Annotated in this window: 23 protein-coding genes; 12 read left to right on the top strand and 11 right to left on the bottom strand. The window is 71.8% G+C overall.

All coding sequences use genetic code 11. From position 1 onward, the window contains the following. Positions 1 to 6: 6 nt before the first annotated feature. From BEK98_RS03475 to BEK98_RS48860, 4 genes are all read left to right on the top strand, one after another. Complete coding sequence (locus BEK98_RS03475; protein WP_094214858.1) at positions 7 to 1,869, top strand: FUSC family protein; 1,863 nt, start codon at positions 7 to 9, stop codon at positions 1,867 to 1,869. Between the two features lie 49 nt (positions 1,870 to 1,918). Then, complete coding sequence (locus tag BEK98_RS03470; RefSeq protein WP_094214857.1) at positions 1,919 to 3,295, top strand: amidohydrolase; 1,377 nt, start codon at positions 1,919 to 1,921, stop codon at positions 3,293 to 3,295. A gap of 20 nt (positions 3,296 to 3,315) precedes the next feature. Then, positions 3,316 to 4,479 carry a cytochrome P450 family protein gene (locus BEK98_RS03465; RefSeq protein WP_094214856.1) on the top strand — a complete coding sequence of 388 codons (1,164 nt, stop codon included), beginning with the start codon at positions 3,316 to 3,318 and terminating at the stop codon, positions 4,477 to 4,479. A 187-nt stretch (positions 4,480 to 4,666) separates the two neighbouring features. After that, on the top strand, positions 4,667 to 4,840 hold the full coding sequence (locus BEK98_RS48860; RefSeq protein WP_094214855.1) for a hypothetical protein: 174 nt from the start codon (positions 4,667 to 4,669) through the stop codon (positions 4,838 to 4,840). 38 nt (positions 4,841 to 4,878) lie between these two features. Here the strand turns inward: BEK98_RS48860 and BEK98_RS03455 are convergent, their stop codons facing one another. From BEK98_RS03455 to BEK98_RS03445, 3 genes are all read right to left on the bottom strand, one after another. Further along, a complete protein-coding gene (locus BEK98_RS03455; protein WP_094214854.1) occupies positions 4,879 to 6,822 on the bottom strand; it encodes an ABC transporter ATP-binding protein in 1,944 nt (647 codons plus the stop codon). 253 nt (positions 6,823 to 7,075) lie between these two features. Continuing rightward, entirely contained in the window at positions 7,076 to 7,504 is a 429-nt protein-coding gene (locus BEK98_RS03450) for a hypothetical protein (protein ID WP_094214853.1), read from the bottom strand. Beyond that, positions 7,501 to 8,139 (bottom strand): ATP-binding protein, encoded by a 639-nt coding sequence (locus BEK98_RS03445; RefSeq protein ID WP_094214852.1) that lies wholly within the window; start codon positions 8,137 to 8,139, stop codon positions 7,501 to 7,503. Before BEK98_RS03445 ends, BEK98_RS03450 begins: the two co-directional genes overlap by 4 nt. A 222-nt stretch (positions 8,140 to 8,361) precedes the next feature. On the opposite strand from BEK98_RS03445, the gene BEK98_RS03440 reads away from it, so the two are divergent. Together BEK98_RS03440 and BEK98_RS03435 are read left to right on the top strand one after the other, a co-directional pair. Further along, entirely contained in the window at positions 8,362 to 9,222 is an 861-nt protein-coding gene (locus tag BEK98_RS03440) for a helix-turn-helix domain-containing protein (protein WP_094214851.1), read from the top strand. Beyond that, complete coding sequence (locus BEK98_RS03435; RefSeq protein WP_094214850.1) at positions 9,223 to 9,477, top strand: DUF397 domain-containing protein; 255 nt, start codon at positions 9,223 to 9,225, stop codon at positions 9,475 to 9,477. A 102-nt stretch (positions 9,478 to 9,579) separates the two neighbouring features. Here BEK98_RS03435 and BEK98_RS03430 read toward each other — a convergent pair whose 3' ends face one another. The 3 genes from BEK98_RS03430 to BEK98_RS03420 form a co-directional block, all read right to left on the bottom strand. Continuing rightward, positions 9,580 to 11,067 carry a glutamate synthase subunit beta gene (locus BEK98_RS03430; protein ID WP_094214849.1) on the bottom strand — a complete coding sequence of 496 codons (1,488 nt, stop codon included), beginning with the start codon at positions 11,065 to 11,067 and terminating at the stop codon, positions 9,580 to 9,582. Between the two features lie 184 nt (positions 11,068 to 11,251). Continuing rightward, the gene (locus BEK98_RS03425; RefSeq protein ID WP_094214875.1) at positions 11,252 to 11,731 is read right to left on the bottom strand and encodes an anthrone oxygenase family protein; all 480 of its coding nucleotides are present in this window, start codon (positions 11,729 to 11,731) and stop codon (positions 11,252 to 11,254) included. A gap of 153 nt (positions 11,732 to 11,884) precedes the next feature. Next, the gene (locus BEK98_RS03420; protein WP_094214848.1) at positions 11,885 to 12,577 is read right to left on the bottom strand and encodes a DUF2293 domain-containing protein; all 693 of its coding nucleotides are present in this window, start codon (positions 12,575 to 12,577) and stop codon (positions 11,885 to 11,887) included. A 326-nt stretch (positions 12,578 to 12,903) separates the two neighbouring features. Between BEK98_RS03420 and BEK98_RS03415 the strand changes: the two genes are divergently transcribed. Together BEK98_RS03415 and BEK98_RS03410 are read left to right on the top strand one after the other, a co-directional pair. Next, positions 12,904 to 13,536, top strand: a complete 633-nt coding sequence (locus tag BEK98_RS03415; protein WP_094214847.1) for a nucleoside/nucleotide kinase family protein — start codon at positions 12,904 to 12,906, stop codon at positions 13,534 to 13,536. Positions 13,537 to 13,614: 78 nt separating this feature from the next. Then, on the top strand, positions 13,615 to 14,028 hold the full coding sequence (locus BEK98_RS03410; protein WP_094214846.1) for a PPOX class F420-dependent oxidoreductase: 414 nt from the start codon (positions 13,615 to 13,617) through the stop codon (positions 14,026 to 14,028). A 25-nt stretch (positions 14,029 to 14,053) separates the two neighbouring features. On the opposite strand, the gene corA is transcribed toward BEK98_RS03410, so the two are convergent. Next, the gene (gene corA / locus BEK98_RS03405; RefSeq protein ID WP_094214845.1) at positions 14,054 to 15,181 is read right to left on the bottom strand and encodes a magnesium/cobalt transporter CorA; all 1,128 of its coding nucleotides are present in this window, start codon (positions 15,179 to 15,181) and stop codon (positions 14,054 to 14,056) included. Between the two features lie 194 nt (positions 15,182 to 15,375). Between corA and BEK98_RS03400 the strand changes: the two genes are divergently transcribed. Next, positions 15,376 to 16,170, top strand: a complete 795-nt coding sequence (locus BEK98_RS03400; protein ID WP_094214844.1) for a methyltransferase — start codon at positions 15,376 to 15,378, stop codon at positions 16,168 to 16,170. 9 nt (positions 16,171 to 16,179) lie between these two features. Here BEK98_RS03400 and BEK98_RS03395 read toward each other — a convergent pair whose 3' ends face one another. After that, positions 16,180 to 17,160 carry a carbohydrate kinase family protein gene (locus BEK98_RS03395; protein WP_208642989.1) on the bottom strand — a complete coding sequence of 327 codons (981 nt, stop codon included), beginning with the start codon at positions 17,158 to 17,160 and terminating at the stop codon, positions 16,180 to 16,182. After that, the gene (locus BEK98_RS03390) at positions 17,157 to 18,065 is read right to left on the bottom strand and encodes a pseudouridine-5'-phosphate glycosidase (RefSeq protein ID WP_094214842.1); all 909 of its coding nucleotides are present in this window, start codon (positions 18,063 to 18,065) and stop codon (positions 17,157 to 17,159) included. The genes BEK98_RS03395 and BEK98_RS03390 overlap by 4 nt, the downstream gene beginning before the upstream one ends. Positions 18,066 to 18,164: 99 nt before the next feature. Here BEK98_RS03390 and BEK98_RS03385 point away from each other — a divergent pair, with 99 nt between their 5' ends. Beyond that, positions 18,165 to 18,593: a VOC family protein gene (locus BEK98_RS03385; RefSeq protein ID WP_094214841.1), complete on the top strand. Its 429-nt coding sequence runs from the start codon at positions 18,165 to 18,167 to the stop codon at positions 18,591 to 18,593. Between the two features lie 30 nt (positions 18,594 to 18,623). Here BEK98_RS03385 and BEK98_RS03380 read toward each other — a convergent pair whose 3' ends face one another. Continuing rightward, complete coding sequence (locus BEK98_RS03380) at positions 18,624 to 19,178, bottom strand: methylated-DNA--[protein]-cysteine S-methyltransferase (protein WP_094214840.1); 555 nt, start codon at positions 19,176 to 19,178, stop codon at positions 18,624 to 18,626. Positions 19,179 to 19,231: 53 nt separating this feature from the next. After that, on the bottom strand, positions 19,232 to 20,101 hold the full coding sequence (locus BEK98_RS03375) for a glycerophosphodiester phosphodiesterase (RefSeq protein ID WP_094214839.1): 870 nt from the start codon (positions 20,099 to 20,101) through the stop codon (positions 19,232 to 19,234). A 279-nt stretch (positions 20,102 to 20,380) separates the two neighbouring features. On the opposite strand from BEK98_RS03375, the gene BEK98_RS03370 reads away from it, so the two are divergent. Beyond that, on the top strand, positions 20,381 to 21,265 hold the full coding sequence (locus BEK98_RS03370; RefSeq protein WP_094214838.1) for an MHYT domain-containing protein: 885 nt from the start codon (positions 20,381 to 20,383) through the stop codon (positions 21,263 to 21,265). A gap of 40 nt (positions 21,266 to 21,305) precedes the next feature. Next, on the top strand, positions 21,306 to 23,453 hold the full coding sequence (uvrB, locus tag BEK98_RS03365) for an excinuclease ABC subunit UvrB (RefSeq protein ID WP_094214837.1): 2,148 nt from the start codon (positions 21,306 to 21,308) through the stop codon (positions 23,451 to 23,453). Positions 23,454 to 23,580: the final 127 nt, after the last annotated feature.

Here is a 23,580-nt window from a genome sequence, read left to right as displayed (position 1 = left end):
CCTCGAATGAACAGGAGCCCCGTGTCGCGCCCGGCCGTACTGTCACTGCCCCCCTGGCTCGCCCACCCCCTGCGCACCCAGCGTGGACCCGTCCCCTGGAGCGCGGTGACCCGGGGCGCGCTCGCCGCCGGGCCGCTGCTGCTCGCCGGTGTGCTCAGTGGCCGTACGCCGCTCGGAGTCCTCGCCGCCATCGCCGCGATGCTCGCCGGCATCAACGACCGGCCCGGCAGCAGGCGCGCCTCCGTCAGGCGGCTCGGGGTGCCCGCGCTGGCCGGGGCGCTCGGGCTGCTCGTGGGGACGTACACCGGGCAGGTGCTGTCCGCCGTACCGCTGACCCTGCTCCTCACCGTGCTCGGGCTGGCCGCCGGAGGCATCAGCGCCGTCGGGCCCGTCGCCTCCGCCGCCGGTACCCAGTTGCTCGTCGCCTCCGCCATCGGCGCGGGGATGCCCGCGGCCGAGAGCGGCTGGCAGCGGGCGCTCGCCTTTCTCGCCGGCGCCGGCTGGCTGCTCCTGCTGCGGCTGGCGCTGCCCACGCCCGGTTCGCTCGCCGGGGACTTCCGGTTCGACGGCGAACGGAAGGCGGTCGCCGACGTGTACGACGCCGTCGCCGCGCTGCTCGACGCCGTGGGCACGGAGACCGCCACCGCCCGCCGGGCCGCGCTCACCGCTGCCCTCGACCACGCCCAGGACGCGCTCGCCGGACCCCGGCTGCGCCGGTACGCGGGCTCCGCGGCCGAGCGCCGGCTGCACGCCCAGTACGCGGCCGCGCTGCCCCTGGCCGAGGCCGCCACCGCCCTCGCCTGGGTGGGCGAACCCGTCTCCGCGCGCGCGGCGGAAGGGCCGCGGCGGCTCGCCGCCGCCGTGCGCGGCAACACCGGCACCGGCCCGCTGCCCGCCCCCACCCGGTCCGCGCCCGCCCTGCGCGCCCTCGACGAGGCCCTGTTGCGCGCCGCGGAGGCCTTCGACCGGACCGAGGACGGCGCACACCGGCTGCTCGCCCGGCGGCGCGGCGCCAGGGACGCCGTCCGGGCCGCGCTCGGCACCGGCGGGCGGGAGTACGGGCTGCGCGTCGCCCTCTGCTTCGGGGCCAGCGCCGCCGTCGCCCAGGCCCTGCACCACACCCGTTGGTACGGGCAGCACCAGCACTGGTACTGGCTGCCCGCCACCGCCGTCTTCCTCGTCAAGCCGGACCTCGGGCCGCTCGCCTCCCGCGTGCTGAGCCGGGCCGCCGGGACCGTGCTGGGTGCCCTTGTCTTCGCCGGGTTCGCCGCCGTGCTGCCCCGCCCCGAGGGGCTCATCGTGCTGGTGGCCGTCTGCGGGGCGCTCATCCCCGTCGCCACCCGGAACTTCGCCGCCCTGACCACCGTCGTCACCGTCCTCGTCCTGGCCCTGGTCATGGTCGGCGGCGAGTCGCAGGCCTCCGCCAGCCGGATCGGCGAGACCCTGCTGGCCTGCGCGATCGTGCTGGTCGTCGGGCATCTGCCGATGCCGGGGGAGCGGGGCGGCGGGGTGCGGGCCCGGCTCGCCGCCGCCGCGGGCGCCGCGCACGCCTATCTCGTGCACGTCCTGAGCGAGTCCGGCGACCGTAGCGAACGGTGGGCGCTGCGCCGCGAGGCCTATCGCACCCTCGCCGAGGCCCGTGCCGCGATCGCGCTCGCCGCCGCCGAACTGCCCGCTCTCGCCCGGCACACCGAGGGCACGGACGCCGTCGCCGCCGTTCTGGAACGTCTCGTCGACACCACCACGGCCTGCGCCGTGCACCTCGACGACACCGGCCACCTCACCCCACGGCACACCCGGCAACTGCAGGAACTGCTGGACGAGTTGAAGCAGCGCCAGGAGTGGGTCGGGCCGCCCGCCGCCGCGTAGTGACCGGATGCGCTCACCTCGCGGTACGGCACCGTCGTACGTTGGGCCCATGAGTGCCTCTCCCGCCGACCTGATCATCACCGGCTGCACCGTCCTCGTGCACGACGAGGTGCACGACGAGGTGCGCGACGAAGAGGAGCGCATCGCCTTTCGCGAGGACGCCGCGATCGTCGTACGCGACGGGGTGATCGAAGCGGTGACCACCGCGGCGGCCGCGGCGGACCTGGCGGCCGTGGAGCGGATCGAGGCGCACGGGCAGGTCGCCATGCCCGGGCTCGTCAACTGCCATACGCACGCCCCGATGGTCGCGCTGCGCGGGCTCGCCGAGGATCTGCCGACCGAGGAGTGGTTCAACGACGTCGTCTGGCCCGTCGAGTCCAACCTCACCGAGAAGGACGTCGAGCTGGGCGCCCGGCTCGCCTGCGCCGAGATGATCCGGGGCGGGGTCACCTGCTTCGCCGACCACTACTTCCACATGGACGTGGTCGCCGACGTCGTCGCCGAGTGCGGGATGCGGGCCCACCTCGGCGAGGCCTACTTCTCCTCGCAGGGCCCGCAAGGGCGGGAGCGGTCGGTGGAGTTCGCGCTCCGCCGGCGGGGCGCCGCCGGCGGGCGGATCACCACCGCGCTCGCCCCGCACGCCCCCTACACCGTCACCGAAGCCGACCTCACCGCGACCGCCGAACTGGCCCGCGCCCATGGCCTGCCCGTCCACCTCCACGCCGCCGAGAACCGCGACCAGACCGACACCAGTCTCGCCCGGCACGGCGTCACCCCCGTCGAGGTCCTCGACCGCACCGGACTCCTCGACACCGACCTGCTCATCGCCCACGGCACCGGCATCATCGAGCGCGACCTGCCACTCCTCGAACACACGGGCGGCCGTACGGCGGTGGCGACCGCACCCCGCGGCTACCTCAAGTTCGCCTGGCCCGACACCACTCCGGTACGGGCCCTGCGCGCGATCGGCGTCCCCGTCGGCCTCGCCACGGACGGCGCCGCCTCCAACAACTCCCTCGACGTGTGGGAGTCGATGGCGCTGACCTCCCTGATCCAGAAGTCCACCGAGGGCGACCCGCGCTGGCTGACCTCCCGTCAGGCCCTGCACCACGCCACACTGCAGAGCGCCCGCGCGGTCGGCCTCGGCGGCAGCATCGGGACCCTCGCCGCCGGCCGGCGCGCCGATCTCATCCTGGTCGACCTCACCGGCCCGCACACCCAGCCGGTCCACGACCTCGCCGCCACCCTCGTACACAGCGCCCGCTCCGCCGACGTCCGCACCACCATCGTGGACGGCCGCGTCCTGATGCGGGACCGCGAGCTGCTCACCCTCGATGTGCCCGCCGTCGTACGGGAGTTGGGCCGGCGACTGCCCGCCCTGGTCGACCGGAGCCACGGGCGGCGCATCCAGGAGTACGACACCTGAGTCCGCGTAGGCTGCCTGCCATGGATCTCGCGGACGGCCTCCTCGACCAGCCCTACGACATCTACCGGCGCCTGCGCGACACCGCGCCCGTGCACCGCATCACCGGACCCGACGGCACCTCCGCCTGGCTGGTCACCCGGTACGAGGACGTCCGGGCGGTCCTGGCCGACCCCCGGCTCTCCTTGGACAAGCGGCGGGGGTCCGGCACGTACAAGGGCCTCTCGCTGCCGCCCGCCCTCGACGCCAACCTCCTCAACATGGACCCGCCCGACCACACCCGCATCCGCCGCCTGGTCGGCCGCGCCTTCACCCCGCGCCGCGTCCAGCAGCTCCGCGAGCCGATCCGGCGCACCGCCGACCGGCTCCTCGACGCCCTCGGCCCGCACGGCAGCACCGACCTGGTCGCCTCCTACGCCGCCCCGCTGCCGATCACGGTCATCTGCGACCTGCTCGGCATCCCGGAGGGCGACCGGCTGGACTTCCGGCAGTGGACCGACAGCCTCACGGCCCCCGACCCGGCCCGCCCGCACGCCTCCAAGGAGGCGATGGCGGCCATGCTCGACTTCCTCACCCGGCTGGTCGCGACCAAGCGCCGCGAACCCGCCGACGACCTCCTCTCCGACCTGATCGCCGTCCGCGACGAAGGCGACCGGCTCGGCGAGGACGAGTTGATGTCCCTGGCCTTCCTCATCCTCTTCGCGGGGTACGAGAACACGGTCCAGCTCATCGGCAACGCCGTGCTCGCCCTCCTCCAGCACCCCGACCAGCTCGCCGCTCTGCGCAAGGACCCGGGACGGATCCCGGCCGCCGTCGAGGAACTCGCCCGCTACGAGGGGCCCATGCTGCTGGCCATGCGCCGGTTCCCGGTCGAGGACGTGACGATCGCCGGAGCGACCATCCCGGCCGGCGAGACCGTCTGGGTGTCCCTGTCCGCCGCCGACCGCGATCCCGCCCGCTTCCCCGACCCCGACCGCCTCGACCTCTCTCGCGACGCCTCCGGCCATCTCTCCCTCGGCCATGGCATCCACTACTGCCTGGGCGCACCCCTGGCGCGCGCCGAGACCGAGATCGCGCTGACCGCGCTTCTGGAGAGGTTTCCCGATCTGGCGCTCGCGGAGGGTGAGTTGCGGTGGCGTTCGTCGCTGCGGGCCCGTGGGCTGACGGCGCTGCCGGTGACGTACTGAGTGGCACCATTGACACATTCAGCGACGAAGCTGTCGCTGAATGTGTCATTCCTGTCGGAAAGTAAACGGATCCTCACGCTCCGCCGTGAGCGGGTGTCAACAATGTCTCAGTCCCGTCACCGGGCGAGCCGTTCGCCTTCTCCAGGGCGTTAACTCCAAGAAGTACGACACTTTCTGGAGGTGCGAGATGGTGAACGGGCGAACTGTGCTCGAGTGCTTTCCCGCAGGTGGCCCGCGGGGATCGTGGCCGGCGGAGGAGTTCGCGCGCGCCCGGCGTCTCGAAGGCCTGCCCGCCGAGGTCGTCATGGACCTCGCGACGGACACCTTCCTGGTCATCGTGCGCGCAGACGCGACGGAGTGAGACTCGCCGCGGAGTGAGACGGCACGGGGTGAGGCGGCTCAGGCCGGCTTCGGGGCCGGCACCCGCGCCGTGAACTGCTCCGCCTGCAGCGCGTACAGCTCCGCGTAGACACCACCCCTGGCCAGGAGTTCCTCCGGAGTGCCGGACTCCACCAGCCGCCCGTGTTCCAGGACGTGCACCAGATCGGCGTGCCGGACCGAGGCCAGCCGGTGGGTGATCAGAACGACCGTCTGACCGCTGCCCGCCAGCGCCCGGATCTTGTCGAACACCTCCAGTTCGGCCCGCGCGTCCAGCGCCGCCGTCGGCTCGTCCACGATCAGGATGCGCCCGCGCCGGTAGGCCGCCCGGGCGATGCCGAGGCGCTGCCACTGGCCGCCCGACAACTCGTGCCCGCCGCTGAAGTTGCGGGCCAGCAGCGTGTCCAGGCCGCGCGGCAGGTCGGCGACCACCTCCTCGGCCCCCGCCTCGGCGATCGACGCGGCCAGGCGCTCCTCGGTCAGGGGCGCGGAGGAACGGCCGACGGCCACGTTCACCCGGGCGGTGAACGGCCAGCGCTTGAAGTCCTGGGCCACCATCGCGACGCGCTCGGCGAGCAGCCGCCGGTCGGCGCTCGCCGCGTCGACACCGTCCCACAGGATCCGGCCCCGGGCCGGTGTGTACAGGCCCGCGAGCAGCTTGACCAGGGTGGTCTTGCCCGAGCCGTTCTCACCGACGAGCGCGATGATCCGGCCGAGGGGGAGCGTGAGGCTCACGTCGTCGAGGGCGGGGCGGGCCGCGTCACCCGGATAGCTGAACGTGACGTTCTCGAACCGGATCTCCCGCGGGTCCTCGGGCAGTGGCAGCCCGCCGGACGGGATCGCCCGCTCGGCCGCCTCGGTGTACAGCCGCTGCAGATCGCCGACGAACAGGGCCTCCTCGTGCAGCTCGTTGATCTCCAGCACCAGGGTGTCCAGGCTCGTCGACCCGGTGCGGATCGCGATCACCGCCGTACCGGCCACGGACAGGGCCATCGCGCCGCCCAGCAGCAGCGCGCCCAGCGTGGCGTACGTCGCGACGGTGGCGAGCCCCGTCCAGGCGGCCGCGATCAGACCGGTCCGGGCGGCCAGCCGGGACAGCCGGGCCTGCTCCGCCTCCGCCGTCTCCGACATGGAGCGGAAGTGCCGCAGCAGGAACGGGCCGACTCCGTGCACCCGGATCTCCGGGGCCGCGGCCGGCTCGGTGAGCAGGTTGCCGATCAGATGGCCGGCGCGCGCGTGCTGCACCCAGGTGTGGAAGGACTCGTAGCGGCGACGGGCGTTGGTCAGGGCGCCCCAGGCGCTGGGCAGGGTCATGGTGACCAGCAGCGGCAGCAGCGCCGGATGCAGCACGGTGAGCACACCGGCCGCGGCGATCAGGGAGATCACCGCGTTGATGACCCGGGCGCCGTAGGAGATCATGCTGCGCGCGGACCGGGCGCCGTACTGGGCCGTGTCCAGCAGCTTGTGGAAGGCGTGGTCCTCGATCGCGGCCAGCTCCACGTTCGCCGCCCGCTCCAGATACAGCTCGGTCGCCACCCGCTCCACCTTGGGCTCCAGCCGTCCGGTGGCATACGTCGAGGCGGCCCGCAGCAGCGCCGCGACCAGCATCACGGCGGCCATGACCACCAGGGCGGGGGCGGCCGCGCGCAGCCGCTGCGCGATGTCGGGACCGGCGAGCAGCTTTCCGAGCGCGCTGTTCACGGCCAGCAGGCTCACCGCCTGGGCCGCGCCCCGGCCCACCTCGGCGGCCAGCACGATCCGTGCCGCCCGCGGGTCCGCCTGCCGGGCCAGCCGCAGGCTGGACGCCAGCATGCCGGGCAACCGGACCGTCATCGCCCGGAAGCTCAGCTCCAGAAAGGCGTCCGCATGCTCGTTCCACCCCATGTCGTACCGCAGCGGCCCCCCGAACAGCAGTCGCTCCGACTCCGAGACCTCAGGCCCACCCGCCTCGCGCTTCTTCCGCACCGCGCCCCTCCATCCCGGCCCATGACCGAACGGCCACTATCGCGGGCGGGCCGGTGGTGGGGCAGAGCGCGAGAGGGGGTACCGGGGGCGTGAAGGGGGTGCGGGGGTGGAGGGGTGGTGGGCTGTGGTGTCTGCTGAGCGAGAACCTGCTCAGCGCGCCCGGCGGTGAGGCCGGGTGAAGGGCCCCTGGTGAAAGCCTCCGCTCAGGAGTCCCGCAGCTCATCCCACCCCACCGGCCAAAGCCGGCGCAGCGTCACGCCGATACGGCTCGGGACCAGTCCGGTGTGGTTCCCGTCACCCGGCACAGGGCCAGGTACATGGGGATCGGCGGGGTGTAGGGGACCGTGCCCTCGGGGCGGTGGATCAGGCGGGCGGTGGCGGGGACCAGGGCGCCCGGGGCGTAGAGGGCGGGGGCCGGCCAGGGGAGGGCGTAGTCGGAGTCCGACGGAACGATCCACCACCAGTGCGCGCCGTCGGCGTACACACAGCCCACCCGCGGCAGCCGCGGGACGATCAGCGGCCCGAGGCGGTCGGGTACGGCTACGGCGTCACAGCCCAGCGGTGACGTCATACCTTCCGGCACCGGCAGGCGGCGGACCTGTGCCGGCGTGTGCTGCCGGCGTCCGAGGCGCACCAGGGTGTCCAGGCCGAGCGGCCGGCCGGACGCGTCGGCGCCGCTCACGGTCGCTCCCAGGCGCGCCGCTGTTCCGGGGTCCCGTGCCGGGCCTGTGCCTCTTCCTCGTCGCCCGGACCGGGCGGCGGGCCGCCCGGCTTGGGGCGGGCACCCCAGCCCAGGTCGTTGCACGGTTCGACGGTGCCGCGGGCCGCGTCGGTCTGGCGGGCCAGCTCGGCCCAGATCAGCAGCCCCGGCCCGTGCTCCTGCGCACCCCAGGCCTGGCACAGTGCGTCGACGAGGAGCAACCCCCTCCCGTGCTCCTCATCGGGGCGCTGCGGGGACGGGTGGGGCTCGCCGGGCGCACAGCCCTCGTCGCGCACGGCTATGCGCACCGTGTCGTCGTGGTCGTGCAGCTCGCACACCACGCGACTGCTCGCGGTGTGCACGATCGCGTTGGTGACCAGCTCGGATATGACGAGGGCCGCGTTGTCACAGGTGTCCGCGCACACCGACCAGCCGGTCAGCCGGGCGTGCGTCAGGCGTCTCGCCTGGGCGGGTGAACCCGGATGTGCGGCCAGCTCGAAGCGGAACCGGCGCTCGACAGCGCCCCCACCAGGGGCTGCTCCCGTTGCCGCACCGAGACCAAGACGGTCTGCGGCGGCGTCTGTTCCTAAGGGTGCGGACGGAATCACGCTTGCCACTATCTCCCCGGCGTGGACACTTGGCAAGTGTCACTCTGAAAAATGCAGAGTGCTGTGTGACTCGGTCAATGGCCGTGGCACACTGCTCGCAACAGCACCTCGAGCGGCGCCAATTGGGACCGTCGGCGATCCGGCCGGATCGTTCGAATGAGTCTTCGAACGGCGCCGCAGGGCTGTCGGGATTCTTTTGCCGGAGCGGACTCTTGTGTCGGAGGTGGGAGCGTGAGCGAGCCGCGGTCCGCGCCGACCGTGGGCCAGGTGGTCCTCGGCCGGCGCCTGCTGGACCTGCGGGAACGCGCCGGGCTGAAGCGCGAGGAGGCCGCCCGTGTGCTCCGCGTCGCCCCCGCCACCATCCGCCGTATGGAGATGGCCGAGGTCGCCCTCAAGATCCCGTATGTACAACTGCTGCTGAAGGCCTACGGAGTTTCCGACGACGAGGCCGATGTCTTCGTCCAACTGGCCGAGGAGGCCAACAGACCCGGCTGGTGGCAGCGGTTCCACGACATCCTGCCGGGCTGGTTCTCGATGTACGTCAGCCTGGAGGGCGCGGCCAGCCTCATCCGCTCCTACGAGCCGCACTTCGTCCCGGGCCTGCTGCAGACCGAGGACTACGCGCGCGGGGTGCTGAAGTCGGGCGCCATCGGCCAGACCAGCCCCGACGACATCGAGCGCCATGTCGCGCTGCGCATGCAACGCCAGGAACTGCTCACTCGTACCGACGCCCCCCGTTTCTGGGCGGTGATGGACGAGACGGCCCTGCGCCGCCCGGTCGGCGGCCCGGAGGTGATGCGCACGCAGATCGACAAGTTGCTCGAGGCCACGACGTTGCCGCATGTGACGCTCCAGGTCGCCCCGTTCGCCAACGGGCCCCACCCGGGGACGTACGGACCGTTCGTCCTGTTCCGATTCGCCATGTCGGAACTCCCGGACATGGTCTACAGCGAGTACCTGACCGGCGCGGTCTACCTGGACGCGCGCTCCGAGGTGGCGACCCACCTGGAGGTCATGGACCGCATGGCGGCGCAGGCCGCCACGGCACAACGTACGAAGGAGATCCTCCAGGATCTCCGCAAGGAGCTGTGAATGGATCGCATCGAGCCGCGCACTCGCGTCTACAACGGCATGCCCGCACGGGAGTTGGGCAGCGAGGGGTGGCACAAGCCCTGGAGCGGCGGCAACGGCGGAAACTGCCTGGAGGCGATGAAGCTCGCCGACGGCCGGATAGCCGTACGGCAGTCGACCGACCCGGACGGACCGGCGCTGATCTACACCACGGACGAGATGACCGCGTTCATCGAGGGCGCCAAGGCGGGGGAGGCCGACTTCCTGCTCTCCTGAACCGCCTGATGCTTACTGCCTCTTGCTCAACCTCAACTTCAACTCCTTTATGACTCTCACCCTGGTGGCAGCACCCCGCACAACGCCTTCGGTGCCGCCTCCTCACACCGCCATCGGCCGGTCACGTGGCGAGATCGGTGCCGGCAGCCGTGAACTCCCCGTCAGGTAGCGGTCCACGGCTGCCGCCACCGCCCGCCCCTCCGCGATCGCCCACACGACGAGCGACTGGCCGCGCGCCGCGTCCCCGGCTGCGAACACGCCGGCGACGTTGGTCGCGAAGCCGTCGTCGCGGGCGATCGTGCCTCGCGGCTCCATCATCAGCCCCAGCTGATCGACCAGCCCGTCCTCCCGGTCGGGCCCGGAGAAACCGAGGGCGAGCAGCACCAGGTCGGCGGGCAGCGTCCGCCCGGTGCCCTGCACCGGCTGCCGTCGCTCGTCCACCTCGACCAGGTGCAACGACCGCACATGCCCGCTGTCGTCCCCGGCGAAGCGGAGCGTGGACGCCGCGAACAGCCGCGCGTCCGCGTCCGCCGCCGGAGCCGTCCGCAGGTCCCGCGCCTCCTCGTGCGCGGCGGACAGCCGGTAGAGCTTCGGGTACGTCGGCCACGGCTCGGCCTCCTCGTCGCGCTCGGTACCCGGCTGCGCGTAGATGTCCAGCTGGGTCACCGACGCGGCCCCCTCGCGCACCGCGGTCCCCAGACAGTCCGCCCCGGTGTCGCCGCCGCCCACGATCACCACATGCTGTCCGGCCGCGGACAGCGGCGAGACCTCCAGATCCCCCTCGCACACCCGGTTGGCCAGCGGCAGGTACTCCATCGCCTGGTGTATCCCGGTCAACTCCCGGCCCGGCACCGGAAGTTCCCGCCACGCCGTCGCGCCCGTGGCCAGCACCACCGCGTCGTAGCGGGTCCGCAGAACGTCCGCCGGGACATCCCGCCCGACCGCCGTCGACGTACGGAACCTCGTCCCCTCGGCCCGCATCTGCTCCAGCCGCCGCTCCAGATGCCGCTTCTCCATCTTGAACTCGGGGATGCCGTACCGCAGCAGCCCCCCGATCCGGTCGTCCCGTTCGTACACGGCGACGGTGTGCCCGGCCCGGGTCAGCTGCTGAGCCGCGGCGAGCCCGGTCGGCCCGGAGCCGATCACCGCGACGGTCTTCCCCGACAGCCGGTCCGGAGGCCGTGGCAGGGCGAAACCCTCCTCCCAGGCCCGGTCGGCGATCGCGCACTCGACGTTCTTGATGGTGACGGCCGGCTGGTTGATCGCCAGCACACACCCGGCCTCACAGGGTGCCGGACACAGCCTTCCGGTGAACTCGGGGAAGTTGTTCGTCGCGTGCAGCCGGTCGCTCGCCGCGCGCCAGTCCTCGCGGGAGACCAGGTCGTTCCACTCGGGGATCAGATTGCCCAGCGGGCAGGCATCGTGGCAGAACGGGATGCCGCAGTCCATGCAGCGGTCCGCCTGCTTGCTGATGATCGGCAGCAGCGCTCCCGGGACGTAGACCTCGTCCCAGTCCCGGACCCGCTCCTCGACGGGCCGCCGCGGCCACTCCTGGCGCGGCGTGGTCATGAACCCCTTGGGATCGGCCATGGTCGTCTTCCTCGCGTACGTGTACCGGGGTACTCGATGTGCGACGGGCCGTGCGTCATCGGGCGGCACTCTTTCGGCCACGATACGTCCACCCCGACACGCACGCAGAGTGGCGGACAGCGCTTTCTGACGGGGTTCCCTCAGCGCCCGGCCCGCCGGCTCCCCGATCCCTCACAGCGCAGGCTCAGGCAAGGGCCAGCACGTACCCGACGGCGGCCGCGGCGGAGGCGGCCGTGCGTATGTGATTCCAGAACGTCCACTCGCGCACGTACTGCGGCCAGTACGCCGTGGCCTCGGCGCTGCCCGGGGTCATCCCTGCCAGCCTGTCGTTGCGGGGCACGTTCGCGACCATGGTCAGCCCGAAGGACCCGAACAGGTACAGCGCGCTGCCCAGCAGCAGCGCCACCTTCCCCTCGTCCGGCCACACCACGAACGTCACCACCGCGGTCGTCGCGCACAGCACCGCGGAGCCGATGAACACCAGCATGAAGGCGGGCCGCACGGCGGCCACGTTGATCGCCTTCATCGCGGCGACGCCCTGCGCGGGAGGCAGCGCGGCCAGCCCGCGCATCACGAAGGTCGAGAACCCGCAGAACACCCCGGCCACCAGCCCGGTCCCCAGCACACCCAGCACGGCCAGCACGAAGAACGGCCCATCGATCACGGTCACACCCCACTCCCAGCTCGTCTCGTCCCGGGCCGAGGCCCGGCTTCAGCACTCCCTTCCAGTCAATGCGCGGCACGCCGAGGCCACCATGGCTGAGGGACGCGGGGCCATACGCGAGCGTCCAGCCCCCTGCCACTGCTGCCGGCGTCTTCAGCCGACGTCGGCCTCCTCCTCCCACCTCCGCAGCACGCTCTCCACGGCCACCGCGATCCGCCGCCGCGCCTCGAACCTCGGCACCCCGCTCATCAGCAGCTGGTCGTACGGCGTGTCCACGTGCCGTACGGCCGCCACGACCGCCGAGATCACCGCCCCCTCCGACAGCGCCCGCCCGGCCGCGCTGCGCCCGACCCGCCCGCTGCCCCGCATCGACGCGTGCGCCGCGATCGCCCGGGCCCGCTCGGCCGGGCACCCCGGAAACAGCCGCAGGATCTCCGCCGCGAACGCCGCCGCGAACCGCTCGTCCTCCGCCGCCCTGTGCCGGGCGTCCCGCGCCCGTCGCCGGCGCCGCGCCTCGGCGTCCGCCAGACACCGCGCCTCGGCCCGGGCCAGCGCCGCCTCCTCCACGAGAACGCCTTGCCGTTCGTAGCGGCTCTTGCGCCGGTTGAACCGCACGACCACCACCGACAGCGTGCTCTCCTCCCGCGCCCGGCGGGTCAGCGCCGTGTCGCCACGCGGCAGGAACACCAGGTGCCCCAGGTCGGCGCAGTCGAGGCAGCGCGGTGCCCCGTCCTCCAGCACGAGCAGCGAGAGCGGCCCCCGCCGGCACCCGGAGCAGCGCTTGCTCCGCAGGGGCTGGACGGCGACAAGTCCATTGGGGACCCGGGGGGTTGAAGAACGTGCCATACGCGCTTCTTTCCCCGTCTCCGCGCACCGCTCCCACTCCGGGGGGAGAAGGAGGCGCTCTCCGCCCACGCGGTGCCGGCCGGTCCGGAGCCCCGCCGTGTTCCCGGTGCCCGGCGGGCGTGAGCATCACCCGGTGGACGGGCCCGTCACCGCCTTCTCGTGACCGCGGGAGAGCCCTCTCGTGACCACGGGTGAGCCTTCCCTTGTCCGCCGGAGACCGCCGGTGCGTGCCGACGGCCCTGGGCGTGGAGCCGGATGGCCGTCCCGGTGGCCCTCGCCCACCCTGCCGGTCTCGCCCGCCGACCCCGCCCGGCATCATGGGGGCTGTGCGACTCGAAGCGATCACCTGGGACCGGCTTGCCGAGCTGCTCGCCGACCGGCTGCTCGAGCTGGAGCCGGCGGACGGGGGTGCCTGGCCGCGCATCGGCTTCGACGGGGCACCGGCCGCCCGCCCGGTGGACCTCGCCGAACTCGTCGCCGAGGCGCTGCGCGTGCGCGGTCGGCCCTCGCTCGTCGTCGGCGCCGAGGGCTTTCTGCGCCCTGCCTCCCTCCGCCTGGAACACGGGCGACGGGACGCGGAGTCGTACTACGGCGGCTGGTTCGACACGGGCGCCCTGTGGCGCGAGGTCTTCGGCCCGCTCGACCCCGGTGGCAGCGGCCGCGTCCTGCCCGACCTGTGGGACCCGGTCACCGACCGCGCCACCCGCAGCCCCTACGTCCAACTCCCGCCCGGCGGGATCCTGTTGCTCCATGGCCCCCTTCTCCTGCGGCACTGGTTCCCCTTCGATCTGACCGTCCACGTCCTCCTTTCCCAGGGCGCCCTGCGCCGCCGTACCCCGGAGGCCGACCACTGGATGCTCCCCGCCTTCGAGCGCTACGAGGGCGAGACCGACCCGGCCGGAACGGCCGACGTCCTCGTGCGCGCCGACGATCCTCGTCACCCCGCCTGGAACGGCTGATCCGCGCTGATCCGCGCTGATCCGAGCTGTTCGGCAAAACCCCTCTTCTATGCACGTGCATGTAACTAGAGTGGCGCCATGACGACCTCCTCCGGCGCTCCCGTCGCCTTCGACGACTCCGTCCGCGCCCTCCTCGACGGCAAGAACTTCGCCAGTGTCGCCACCCTCGGCCCCGACGGCGCCCCGCAGAACTCGGTGGTCTGGATCAAGCGCGAGGGCGACACCGTGCTCTTCTCGTCCACCGGCGGCCGGCAGAAGGTGCGCAACCTCCACCGTGACCCGCACATCAGCCTGACGGTCTTCGACCTGGCCAACCCCTACCACTCCGCCGAGATCCGGGGCGTCGCCGAGATCCTGCCGGACGAGGGCAAACGGCTCCCGCACGAGCTGTCGCACAAGTACCTCGGCATCGACCCGCCGGCCGAGAAGGACGACGAGGTCCGAGTGATCATCAAGGTCGTGCCGCGGAAGGTCGTGGCCTTCTCGGCGTGAGTCGTGGCCTTCTCGGTGTGAGAGGTCAGAGCCAGCCGTTGCGCCTGAAGCCCCGGTACAGCGTGAGACAGGCCGCCGCCATGACGCCCATCACGAGCGGATAGCCGAACCGCCAGTGCAGCTCCGGCATGTGGTCGAAGTTCATGCCGTAGACCCCGCACACCATCGTCGGTACGGCGATCACCGCGGCCCAGGCCGTGATCTTGCGCATGTCCTCGTTCTGCGCGACCGTCACCTGCGCGAGATGCGCCTGCAGGATGGAGTTGAGCAGTTCGTCGAACGCGGCTATCTGCTCCTTGGCTCGCATCAGATGGTCGAGCACGTCCCTGAAGTAGGCCTGTATCTCCGGGTCGACGACTCGGATCGGCCGGGTCGCCAGATCCTCCACCGGGCGGGCGAGCGGCACCACCGCCCGCTTCAGCTCGAGGAGTTCACGCTTCAACTGGTAGATGCGCCCCGGATCGGCCCGTGCGCCGTTCTCCGAGAACACGTCCGTCTCGACCTGGTCGATGTCGGCCTGCACCGCGTCCGTGACGGTCAGGTAGTCGTCCACGACGTGGTCGGCGATCGCGTGCAGCACCGCCGCCGGCCCCTTGGCGAGCTGCTGTGGATCCGCCTCCAATTCCTCGCGCAGCGGGCCGAGTGAGCCGTGCCGCCCGTGGCGTACCGTGATGACGAAGTCCTCGCCGACGAACACCATGATCTCGCCGGTGTCGACCACCTCGCTCGTCGCCGTCAGCTGTTCGTGCTCCACGTAGCAGACGGTCTTGAACACCGCGAAGAGCGTCTCCCCGTACCGCTCCAGCTTCGGGCGCTGATGGGCCTCCACCGCGTCCTCCACCGCCAGCGGGTGCAGGTCGAACAGCTCGGCGATGCCCGCGAACTCGCTGTCCGTCGGCTCGTGCAGTCCCAGCCAGACGAACCCCTCGCCGCTCTTGCGCACCATCTCCACGGCATGCACCAGGTCGGTGCACCCCGGCACCCGGGCACCGTCCTGGTACGTCACGCAGTTCACCACGGAGGAACCCAGCGGTGACCGGGCGGGATGACTCAGGTCCACGCGCGGCCGCCGCCGGGCCAGCCGCGCCACCTTGCGCAGGCTGCCGACCCTGCCCAGCCCCGTGACCTTCCGCAGATTCCCTGCCATGGACATCTGGATCTCCTCGCGTGGATCTCCTCGCACAACGCCTTCGCGCCTTGCCCGGCAAGTGTGCCAGCCTGGAGCAAAGCGCGGGTAAGCCTGTGGGAACGGCCCGTTCCGCTTTGTTCCCGCCTGTGGACGAAGCGTCGGCCGGTGCGGTTGAGCCGGGCGGGCGGGGCGAGTCGAGCGACTGACAGGATCGCGGCATGACGCCATCCGACGGATACCTCCTGGACAACCGGCAGAGCGAGGCAGGACAGCGCTTCGACGCCTTCGCCTCCCTCTTCGATCCGGTGACGTTCCGGCATCTCGAAGGACTCGGGCTCGGTCCCGGCGGGCACTGCTGGGAAGTGGGGGCCGGCGGCACCTCCGTGGTGTCCTGGCTCGCCCAGCGGGTCGGACCCACCGGCCGGGTCGTCGCGACCGACATCGACACCTCGCGGCTCGCCGCCGTGGCCCGCCCTCCGGTCGAGGTTCGCATCCACGACGTGGGCACCGAGGAGCCGCCGGGGGACGGTTTCGACCTGGTGCACGCCCGGCTGGTCCTCGTCCATGTCCCGGACCGGGAAAGGGCGTTGCACTCCATGGTCAGCGCACTGCGGCCCGGCGGAGTGTTGCTGATCGAGGACGCCGACCCGGCCCTTCAGCCCCTGACCTGCCCCGACGAGTACGGCCCCGAGCAGCGGCTCGCCAACCGCCTGCGGCAGGGTTTCCGCAAGCTGCTCGCCGACCGCGGCGCCGACCTGTCGTACGGCCGCAAGCTCCCGCGCCTGCTCCGCGAGGCCGGACTGCGCGATGTGGCCGCCGACGCGTACTTCCCCATGACCTCGCCCGCCTGCGCCGCCCTGGAGTCCGCCACGGTCCGCCAGATCCGCGGCCGACTCGTCGCCGCGGGCCTCGCCACCGACGAGGAGATCGACCGCCACCTGGCCCATGTGGAGGCGGGCGGTATGGACCTGGCCACCGCGCCGATGATCTCGGCGTGGGGACGCAAGGGCTGAGCGCAGAGGCTAGGGGGTGACTTCTGGATCAGGTCGGCCAGGGGGCACCCCCTGGCCGCCGGTGCCCCGGTGTGTTGGTCTGCGGTGCGGTGGTCTGCCGCCCACGCGTTCCACCGCTCGTGCTCCTGCTCTGCACCCCTGTGCCGCCGCCTCCTCCGGATCCGCGCCCGCCAGCAGGGCGGCCAGGAACGCGCCGGTGAAGGCGTCGCCGGCGCCCGTGGTGTCCAGCGGGGTCGCCGGCACGGCCGGAACCCGGGCGACCACGGCCCCGGAACGAGCCACCAGCGCCCCGGCCACACCCGACTTGGCCACCACCAGAGGGACGAGCCGGCTCAACTTGGCTGCCGCGTCCACCGGTTCGGGCAGCCCGGTCAGCAGACACGCCTCGTCCCGGCTGGGCAGCAGCACGTCCAGCCCTTCCGCGAACGCCAGGAAACGGTCCACACCGAACTCCAGCAGGAAGCCCGCCGACGCCGGATCCAGACTGACCGGCACCCCACGCTCGCGTGCCGCCGCGAGGGCCACCTCGGCGAGCGCCCGGCTCGGCTCGGAGAACAGCAGATAGCCCGACAGGTGGAGCCGGGCGACCCCGTCGAGCAACGCGTCCGACCAGTCGGCGGGTTCGAGCCGCAGGGACGCCCCGCTGTCGGTAAGAAACGTGCGCTCGGCCGAGGCACCCGTGTCGACGAGGCAGATCACCGTCCCGGTCGTCGCCTCCCGGTCGACCACCAGCCGGGGCCGCACCCCGGCCGCCACCAGCTCCCGCTCGTGCCACTGTGCCGCGTCCGCGCCCACCCGCCCCAGCAGCCGTACGTCCGCGCAGCCCGAATGGGCCGCCCAGCAGGCCACATTGGCGCCCGCGCCGCCCGGCAGGGTCCGGACCGCGGCGGCCGTGTCGGTGCCGGTCGCGAGCGGCCCCCGGTGCCGGGCGACGACGTCGGTGACGATGTCTCCGACGACCAGCAGCGACCCGTCCCCTGCTGCGGTCACTGTCTGGTCCACGCCGCCGCGATCCGCGCCGCCAGCCGCACATTGCCGCGCACCGCGGCCAGGTTGGCGTCCAGCGAGGCCCCGTCCGTGTGCCGGACCAGGAAGTCGAGCAGGAACGGCGTGACCGCCTGCCCGGTGACCCCCTCCTCCTCACAGGCGCGCAGCGCGTCGGCGAGCACGCGCGCGTGCAGCCCCGGATCGAGCTGCTGCTCCTCCGGGACGGGGTTGGCGACGATGAGCGCCGACCCCGGCGCGTCGAGCCCGTCCTGCGCCCGCATGACCTCGGCGGCCTCTTCCGGGCTCTGCAGCGTCCAGTCGACCGGATGCCCGGAGTCGGACAGATAGAACCCGGGGAACCGGCCGGTGCGGTACCCGGCGACGGCCACGCCCAGCGTCTCCAGCCGCTGCAGGGTCGCCGACACGTCCAGGATCGACTTCACGCCCGCGCACACCACCGTGATCCGGGTCCGCGCGAGCAGGCCCAGGTCGGCCGACTCGTCCTGGGTCACCGTCCACTCCCGGTGCACACCGCCCAGCCCGCCGGTGGCGAACACCCGGACGCCCGCCAGCGCCGCCAGCTGCGCCGTCGCCGACACGGTCGTCGCCCCGCTCGCCCCCGCCGCCACGGCCAGCGGCAGGTCACGGTGGCCCAGCTTGCGGATGCCGTCCTCGTTGGCGACCCGCTCCAGCTGCTCCTTGTCCAGGCCGACGTGTGGGCGCCCGTCCAGGACGGCGATGGTCGCGGGGACGGCGCCCTCCTGCCGCACCACGTGTTCCAGCTCCAGCGCCACCTGGAGATTGCGCGGACGCGGCAGCCCGTGCGCGATGATCGTGGACTCCAGGGCCACCACCGGCCGCCGCGCGTCGATCGCTTCCCGGACTTCTTCCGACACCACCAGCACCACGTGCCCGCCTCCTGTCCGTCGGTCCTTCCTCATCTCTGGCGGGCGCCACACCCCGCTAAACGCTTGCCGTCTGTGGGGGACGCCACCAGCCTGGACGGCATGACTGACCACACCACGCGTCTCGACCACGTCGTCCTGTGGGTGGCCGACCCGGTCGCAGCCGCAGGTTTCTACGAGAACACCGTCGGACTGGAGCCCCTGAACGTCGCCGAGTACACCGAGGGAAAGGTGTCGTTCCCCTCCGTACGCGTCAACGAGGAGACGATCCTGGACCTCGCGCCGCACAGCCTCGTGGAGCGCATGAACATGCTCCCCGGTTCCGCCGACAGCGCGGGCCACCCCGTCAACCACGTCTGTCTGGCCCTGCCGTCCGTCGGCTTCGACGCCCTGCGCGCCCGCCTGGCCGCACATGGCGTCCCCGTGTCCGACATCGGCTACGACTCCTCCGGCGCCCGCGGAAACGCCACGCGGAACTTCTACTTCCAGGACCCGGACGGCAACGTCTTCGAGGCCCGGCACTACGCGTAGCCGCACCCGGGGCGAGCGGACCCGCCGCCGTCAGAACAGCGGCTCGGGCAGCACGCCCTCCAGGGCGAGCAGCTTCCGCTTGGCCTCGAGACCGCCACCGAAACCGCCGATGCCGCCGTCGCTCTCCACCACCCGGTGGCACGGCACGACGACCGGCAGCGGATTGGCACCCATCGCAGCACCTACGGCCTGTGCCCCGCCCGGCTGCCCGACCCGCCCGGCCAGATCGCCGTACCCCACCACCGTGCCGTACGGGACTCCGGAGGCCAGCTCGCGCAGCACCTGCCGGTTGAAGCCCGAGATCAGCGACCAGTCCAGGGGCAGGTCGAAGTCGTGCCGCTCGCCCGCGAAGTACGCCTCGACCTGCCGTATCGCCTCGGCCAGCAGCGGCGAGTCCGGGTCCTCGACCGGTTCGGTGCCCAGTCGGGCCGCCAACTGCTCCAGAGCCCTCTCACGCACCGCGTCCGTCGCGTGGAAGACGACGTTGACCAGTCCCTCGCGGGTCGCCGCCAGCATCAGCGGGCCGACGCCGGTGCCCACGACGGCCCACACGACCCGCTGCTCGTCCTGCCCATGGCTGTCCATGCGCCCACCGTACGACCCGCCACTGACAACGCCCGCCGCAATGCGGCCCCGGCTCAGTCGGTGCCCAGCGCCGCCCGGACCACGTCGGGTTTGTTGGTGATGAGCCCGTCGACGCCGTATCCCGTGGTCTTCCAGGCGGTGGCCGCGTCGTTCACCGTCCAGGCGAACACCCGCAGCCGCCTGCCGTGCGGTCCGGTGAGGGCATGCACGGCGGAGACGTAGTCGGCGGAGATCGACCCGTACGAGGGATTGATCAGGTCGCTGAAGCGCGCGTACTGACGCAGCTGCGCCAACGACGGCGTGCCGAGGCAGGCGGTGGTGAGAGCGGGCTTCAGTTTGTGCACGGCGCGCACGCTGTCCGCGTCGAAACTCTGCACGATCAGCCGCCCGAGGTGGCGGCGGTCCAGCCAGCCCTCGTTGCCGAGCAGCTTCAGAGTCTGCTGCTCGATGCCGGGGTACAGCTCGGGGTTCTTGATCTCCAGGAGCAGCTTCTCGTGGTTGTGGTCGACCCGGCGCATGTACTGCTCCAGGGTGGGCACGTGCGTGCCCACGTAGGCGGGGGAGAACCAGCTGCCCGCGTCCAGCCGGGCGATCTCGGCGGCGGTGAAGTCCTTCACCTTCCAGGGCGCCCGGCCCGGGAAGACGTCCTCGACGTTCGTGGTGCGCCGCAGGCTGTCGTCGTGGATGACGACCAGTTCGCCGTCCTTGGTGCGCTGGACGTCGTTCTCGACCCAGGTGAAGCCAAGCTGCGCGGCCTTGTCGATGGAGGCCAGGGTGTTCTCGGGAGCGTAGGCGGAGGCACCGCGGTGGGCGATCACCGTGGGCTCGCCGGCCTCGCGCGCCAGGGCGTCGGAGGTGGGGCTGAGCAGGGCTGCCGCCCCCAGGATCGCGGTGGCCGTAGAGGCGACTGCGCGCGCGTACATGCGGACTCCTCGTGTCGAGCGATTACCGACAGCATCAGCTTGACAGCAGAGAGTCAACGACACGTGGGTGCAGGACGCCCACACAATGAATGGTGTCGCCCAAGTCCGCTCACGGGTGCCGCACAAGTGGGGCAAGGCCGTGTTTCTTTGCCGGAAAATCGTTCGACCATTCCGGTGGGAGTCATACTCTCTGCGTCAACCCTGACCGCCGTCGCGGTCCTGGGACGGGGGCGCATTTCAGGTATTCCGGGACGCAAGAGGGCGGAAGGGCAGCCGCGCATGCAGGGCACGGTCGACGGATTCAGCTACGGGGTCGTCACCCCGTTGGTGGCCTTTCTGATGGCCTGCCTCGGCGGCGCCCTCGGCCTGCGCTGCACCACCCGATCCCTGCTGGTCACCCACTCCTGGCGGCCCGCCTGGCTGGCCCTCGGCTCGGCCGCGATCGGCTCCGGGATCTGGACCATGCACTTCGTCGCCATGATGGGCTTCACCATCAAGCAGACGCCGATCCACTACGACAAGCCGATCACCTACGCGAGCCTCGGCCTCGCCATCGTCATGGTGGGCGTCGGGATCTTCATCGTCGGCTACCGGGGCGCCACCGGCACCGCTCTGTTCACCGGCGGCACGATCACCGGTCTGGGCGTCGCCTCGATGCACTACCTCGGCATGGCGGGCATGCACTTCGACGGGCGGCTCTCGTACAACACGCTCACCGTCGCCGCCTCCGTCGTCATAGCGGTCGTGGCCGCCACGGCCGCCCTGTGGGCCGCCGGACGCGTCCGGGGCTTCCTGTGGAGCGTCGGGGCGAGCATGGTGATGGGCCTCGCCGTCAGCGGCATGCACTACACCGGCATGGCCGCCCTCGACGTCCACCTCCACCTCCACGGCACCTCCGGCTCCGCCACCGGCGGCTCACCGGCCACGGTGCTCGCGCCGATGCTGATCGGCCCCCTCGCCTTCCTGCTCCTCGCCGGCGTCGTCGTGATGTTCGACCCGCTGATGGTCATGGGCAAGCCCACCCGGAGGGACGTCGAGGACAAGCCGGGTGTCCCGGCCACCGCCGTGGCCTCGCACCAGCACCACCACCCACCGCTCCACTCCGGCCGCCGACCGGTCCGCGACCCCCGGCACCACGGCTCCCGGACCCCGCAGAACCGCTGACCGGGACCCGTTGTCAGTGCGGGGTCGTACGGTGGATCCCATGCGGCCCGTTTCCCACATCGAACGCACGGTGGCGCCCTTCGAGGTCGTCAGCCCCTACCAGCCCAGCGGCGACCAGCCGGCGGCCATCGCCGATCTGGCCAAGCGCATCAAGGCCGGTGAGAAGGACGTCGTCCTGCTCGGCGCGACCGGCACCGGCAAGTCCGCCACCACCGCGTGGATGATCGAGAAGCTCCAGCGCCCCACCCTCGTGATGGCGCCGAACAAGACGCTGGCCGCCCAGCTGGCCAACGAGTTCCGCGAGCTCCTCCCGAACAATGCGGTCGAGTACTTCGTCTCGTACTACGACTACTACCAGCCCGAGGCCTACGTCCCGCAGTCGGACACCTACATCGAGAAGGACTCCTCGATCAACGAGGAGGTCGAGCGCCTGCGCCACTCGGCGACGAACTCGCTGCTCACCCGCCGTGACGTCATCGTGGTCGCCTCGGTGTCCTGCATCTACGGCCTCGGTACCCCGCAGGAGTACGTGGACCGGATGGTCCCCCTCCGGGTCGGCGACGAGATCGACCGTGACGAGCTGCTGCGCCGCTTCGTCGACATCCAGTACACGCGCAACGACGTGGCCTTCACCCGCGGCACCTTCCGGGTCCGCGGCGACACCATCGAGATCTTCCCGGTCTACGAAGAGCTGGCCGTCCGCATCGAGATGTTCGGCGACGAGATCGAGGCGCTGTCCACGCTCCACCCGCTCACCGGCGAGATCATCAGCGACGACCAGCAGCTGTACGTCTTCCCGGCCTCCCACTACGTCGCCGGCCCCGAGCGCATGGAGCGGGCCGTCAACGACATCGAGAAGGAGCTGGGGGAGCGCCTGGCCGAGCTGGAGAAACAGGGCAAGCTCCTGGAGGCCCAGCGCCTGCGGATGCGCACCACGTACGACATCGAGATGCTCCGCCAGATCGGCAGCTGCTCAGGCGTGGAGAACTACTCGATGCACTTCGACGGCCGCGAGCCCGGCTCCCCGCCCAACACCCTGCTGGACTACTTCCCGGACGACTTCCTGCTCGTCATCGACGAGTCGCACGTCACGGTCCCGCAGATCGGCGCCATGTACGAGGGTGACGCCTCCCGCAAGCGCACCCTGGTCGAGCACGGCTTCCGGCTGCCCTCCGCCCTGGACAACCGCCCCCTGAAGTGGGAGGAGTTCCAGGAGCGCATCGACCAGACGGTCTACCTGTCGGCGACCCCCGGCACCTACGAGCTGTCCCGTGGGGACGGCGTCGTCGAGCAGATCATCCGCCCCACCGGCCTCATCGACCCGGAGGTCGTCGTCAAGCCCACCGAGGGCCAGATCGACGACCTGGTGCACGAGATCCGCAAGCGCACCAAGAAGGACGAGCGTGTCCTGGTCACCACGCTCACCAAGAAGATGGCCGAGGACCTCACGGACTACTTCCTGGAACTCGGCATCCAGGTGCGCTATCTGCACAGCGACGTCGACACCCTGCGCCGCGTCGAGCTGCTGCGCGAGCTGCGCTCCGGCGAGTTCGACGTCCTGGTCGGCATCAACCTGCTCCGCGAGGGCCTCGACCTGCCCGAGGTGTCCCTGGTGGCCATCCTCGACGCCGACAAGGAGGGCTTCCTGCGCTCCGGCACCTCGCTGATCCAGACCATCGGCCGCGCGGCGCGCAATGTCTCCGGCCAGGTCCATATGTACGCCGACAAGATCACCCCGGCGATGGAGAAGGCCATCGAGGAGACCAACCGCCGCCGGGAGAAGCAGGTCGCCTACAACAAGGCCAACGGCATCGACCCGCAGCCGCTGCGCAAGAAGATCAACGACATCGTCGCGCAGATCGCCCGTGAGGAGGTCGACACCGAGCAACTGCTCGGCTCCGGCTACCGCAAGCAGAAGGACGGCAAGGGCGCCAAGGCCCCCGTCCCGTCGCTCGGCGACAAGGCGGCCAAGGGAGCGAAGGCCGGCAAGGCCGCGAAGGGCAAGGCCGGCGCCGCGGTGCCCACGGACCGCCCCGCGGCCGAACTCGCCGAGCAGATCGAGGAGATGACGGAGCGCATGCGCGCCGCCGCCGCCGAGCTGCAGTTCGAGATCGCCGCCCGGCTGCGCGACGAGGTCTCCGAGATGAAGAAGGAACTGCGCCAGATGCGGGAGGCGGGTCTCGCCTGACCCCGCGTGGACCCTGCCGGACCTCGGCATACGCGCCTCGTGTTGCAACACCGACACAAAGCGCGAGCCGGGGTTCGGCACTGTCGGTGCCCCTGCGTAGGGTTCTGGACAACCGCCCACTGTGCGG

The sequence above is a fragment of the Streptomyces diastatochromogenes genome (assembly GCF_002242805.1).
GTDB classification, from domain to species: domain Bacteria; phylum Actinomycetota; class Actinomycetes; order Streptomycetales; family Streptomycetaceae; genus Streptomyces; species Streptomyces diastatochromogenes.
This window is presented reverse-complemented; position numbering and strand designations above follow the sequence as displayed.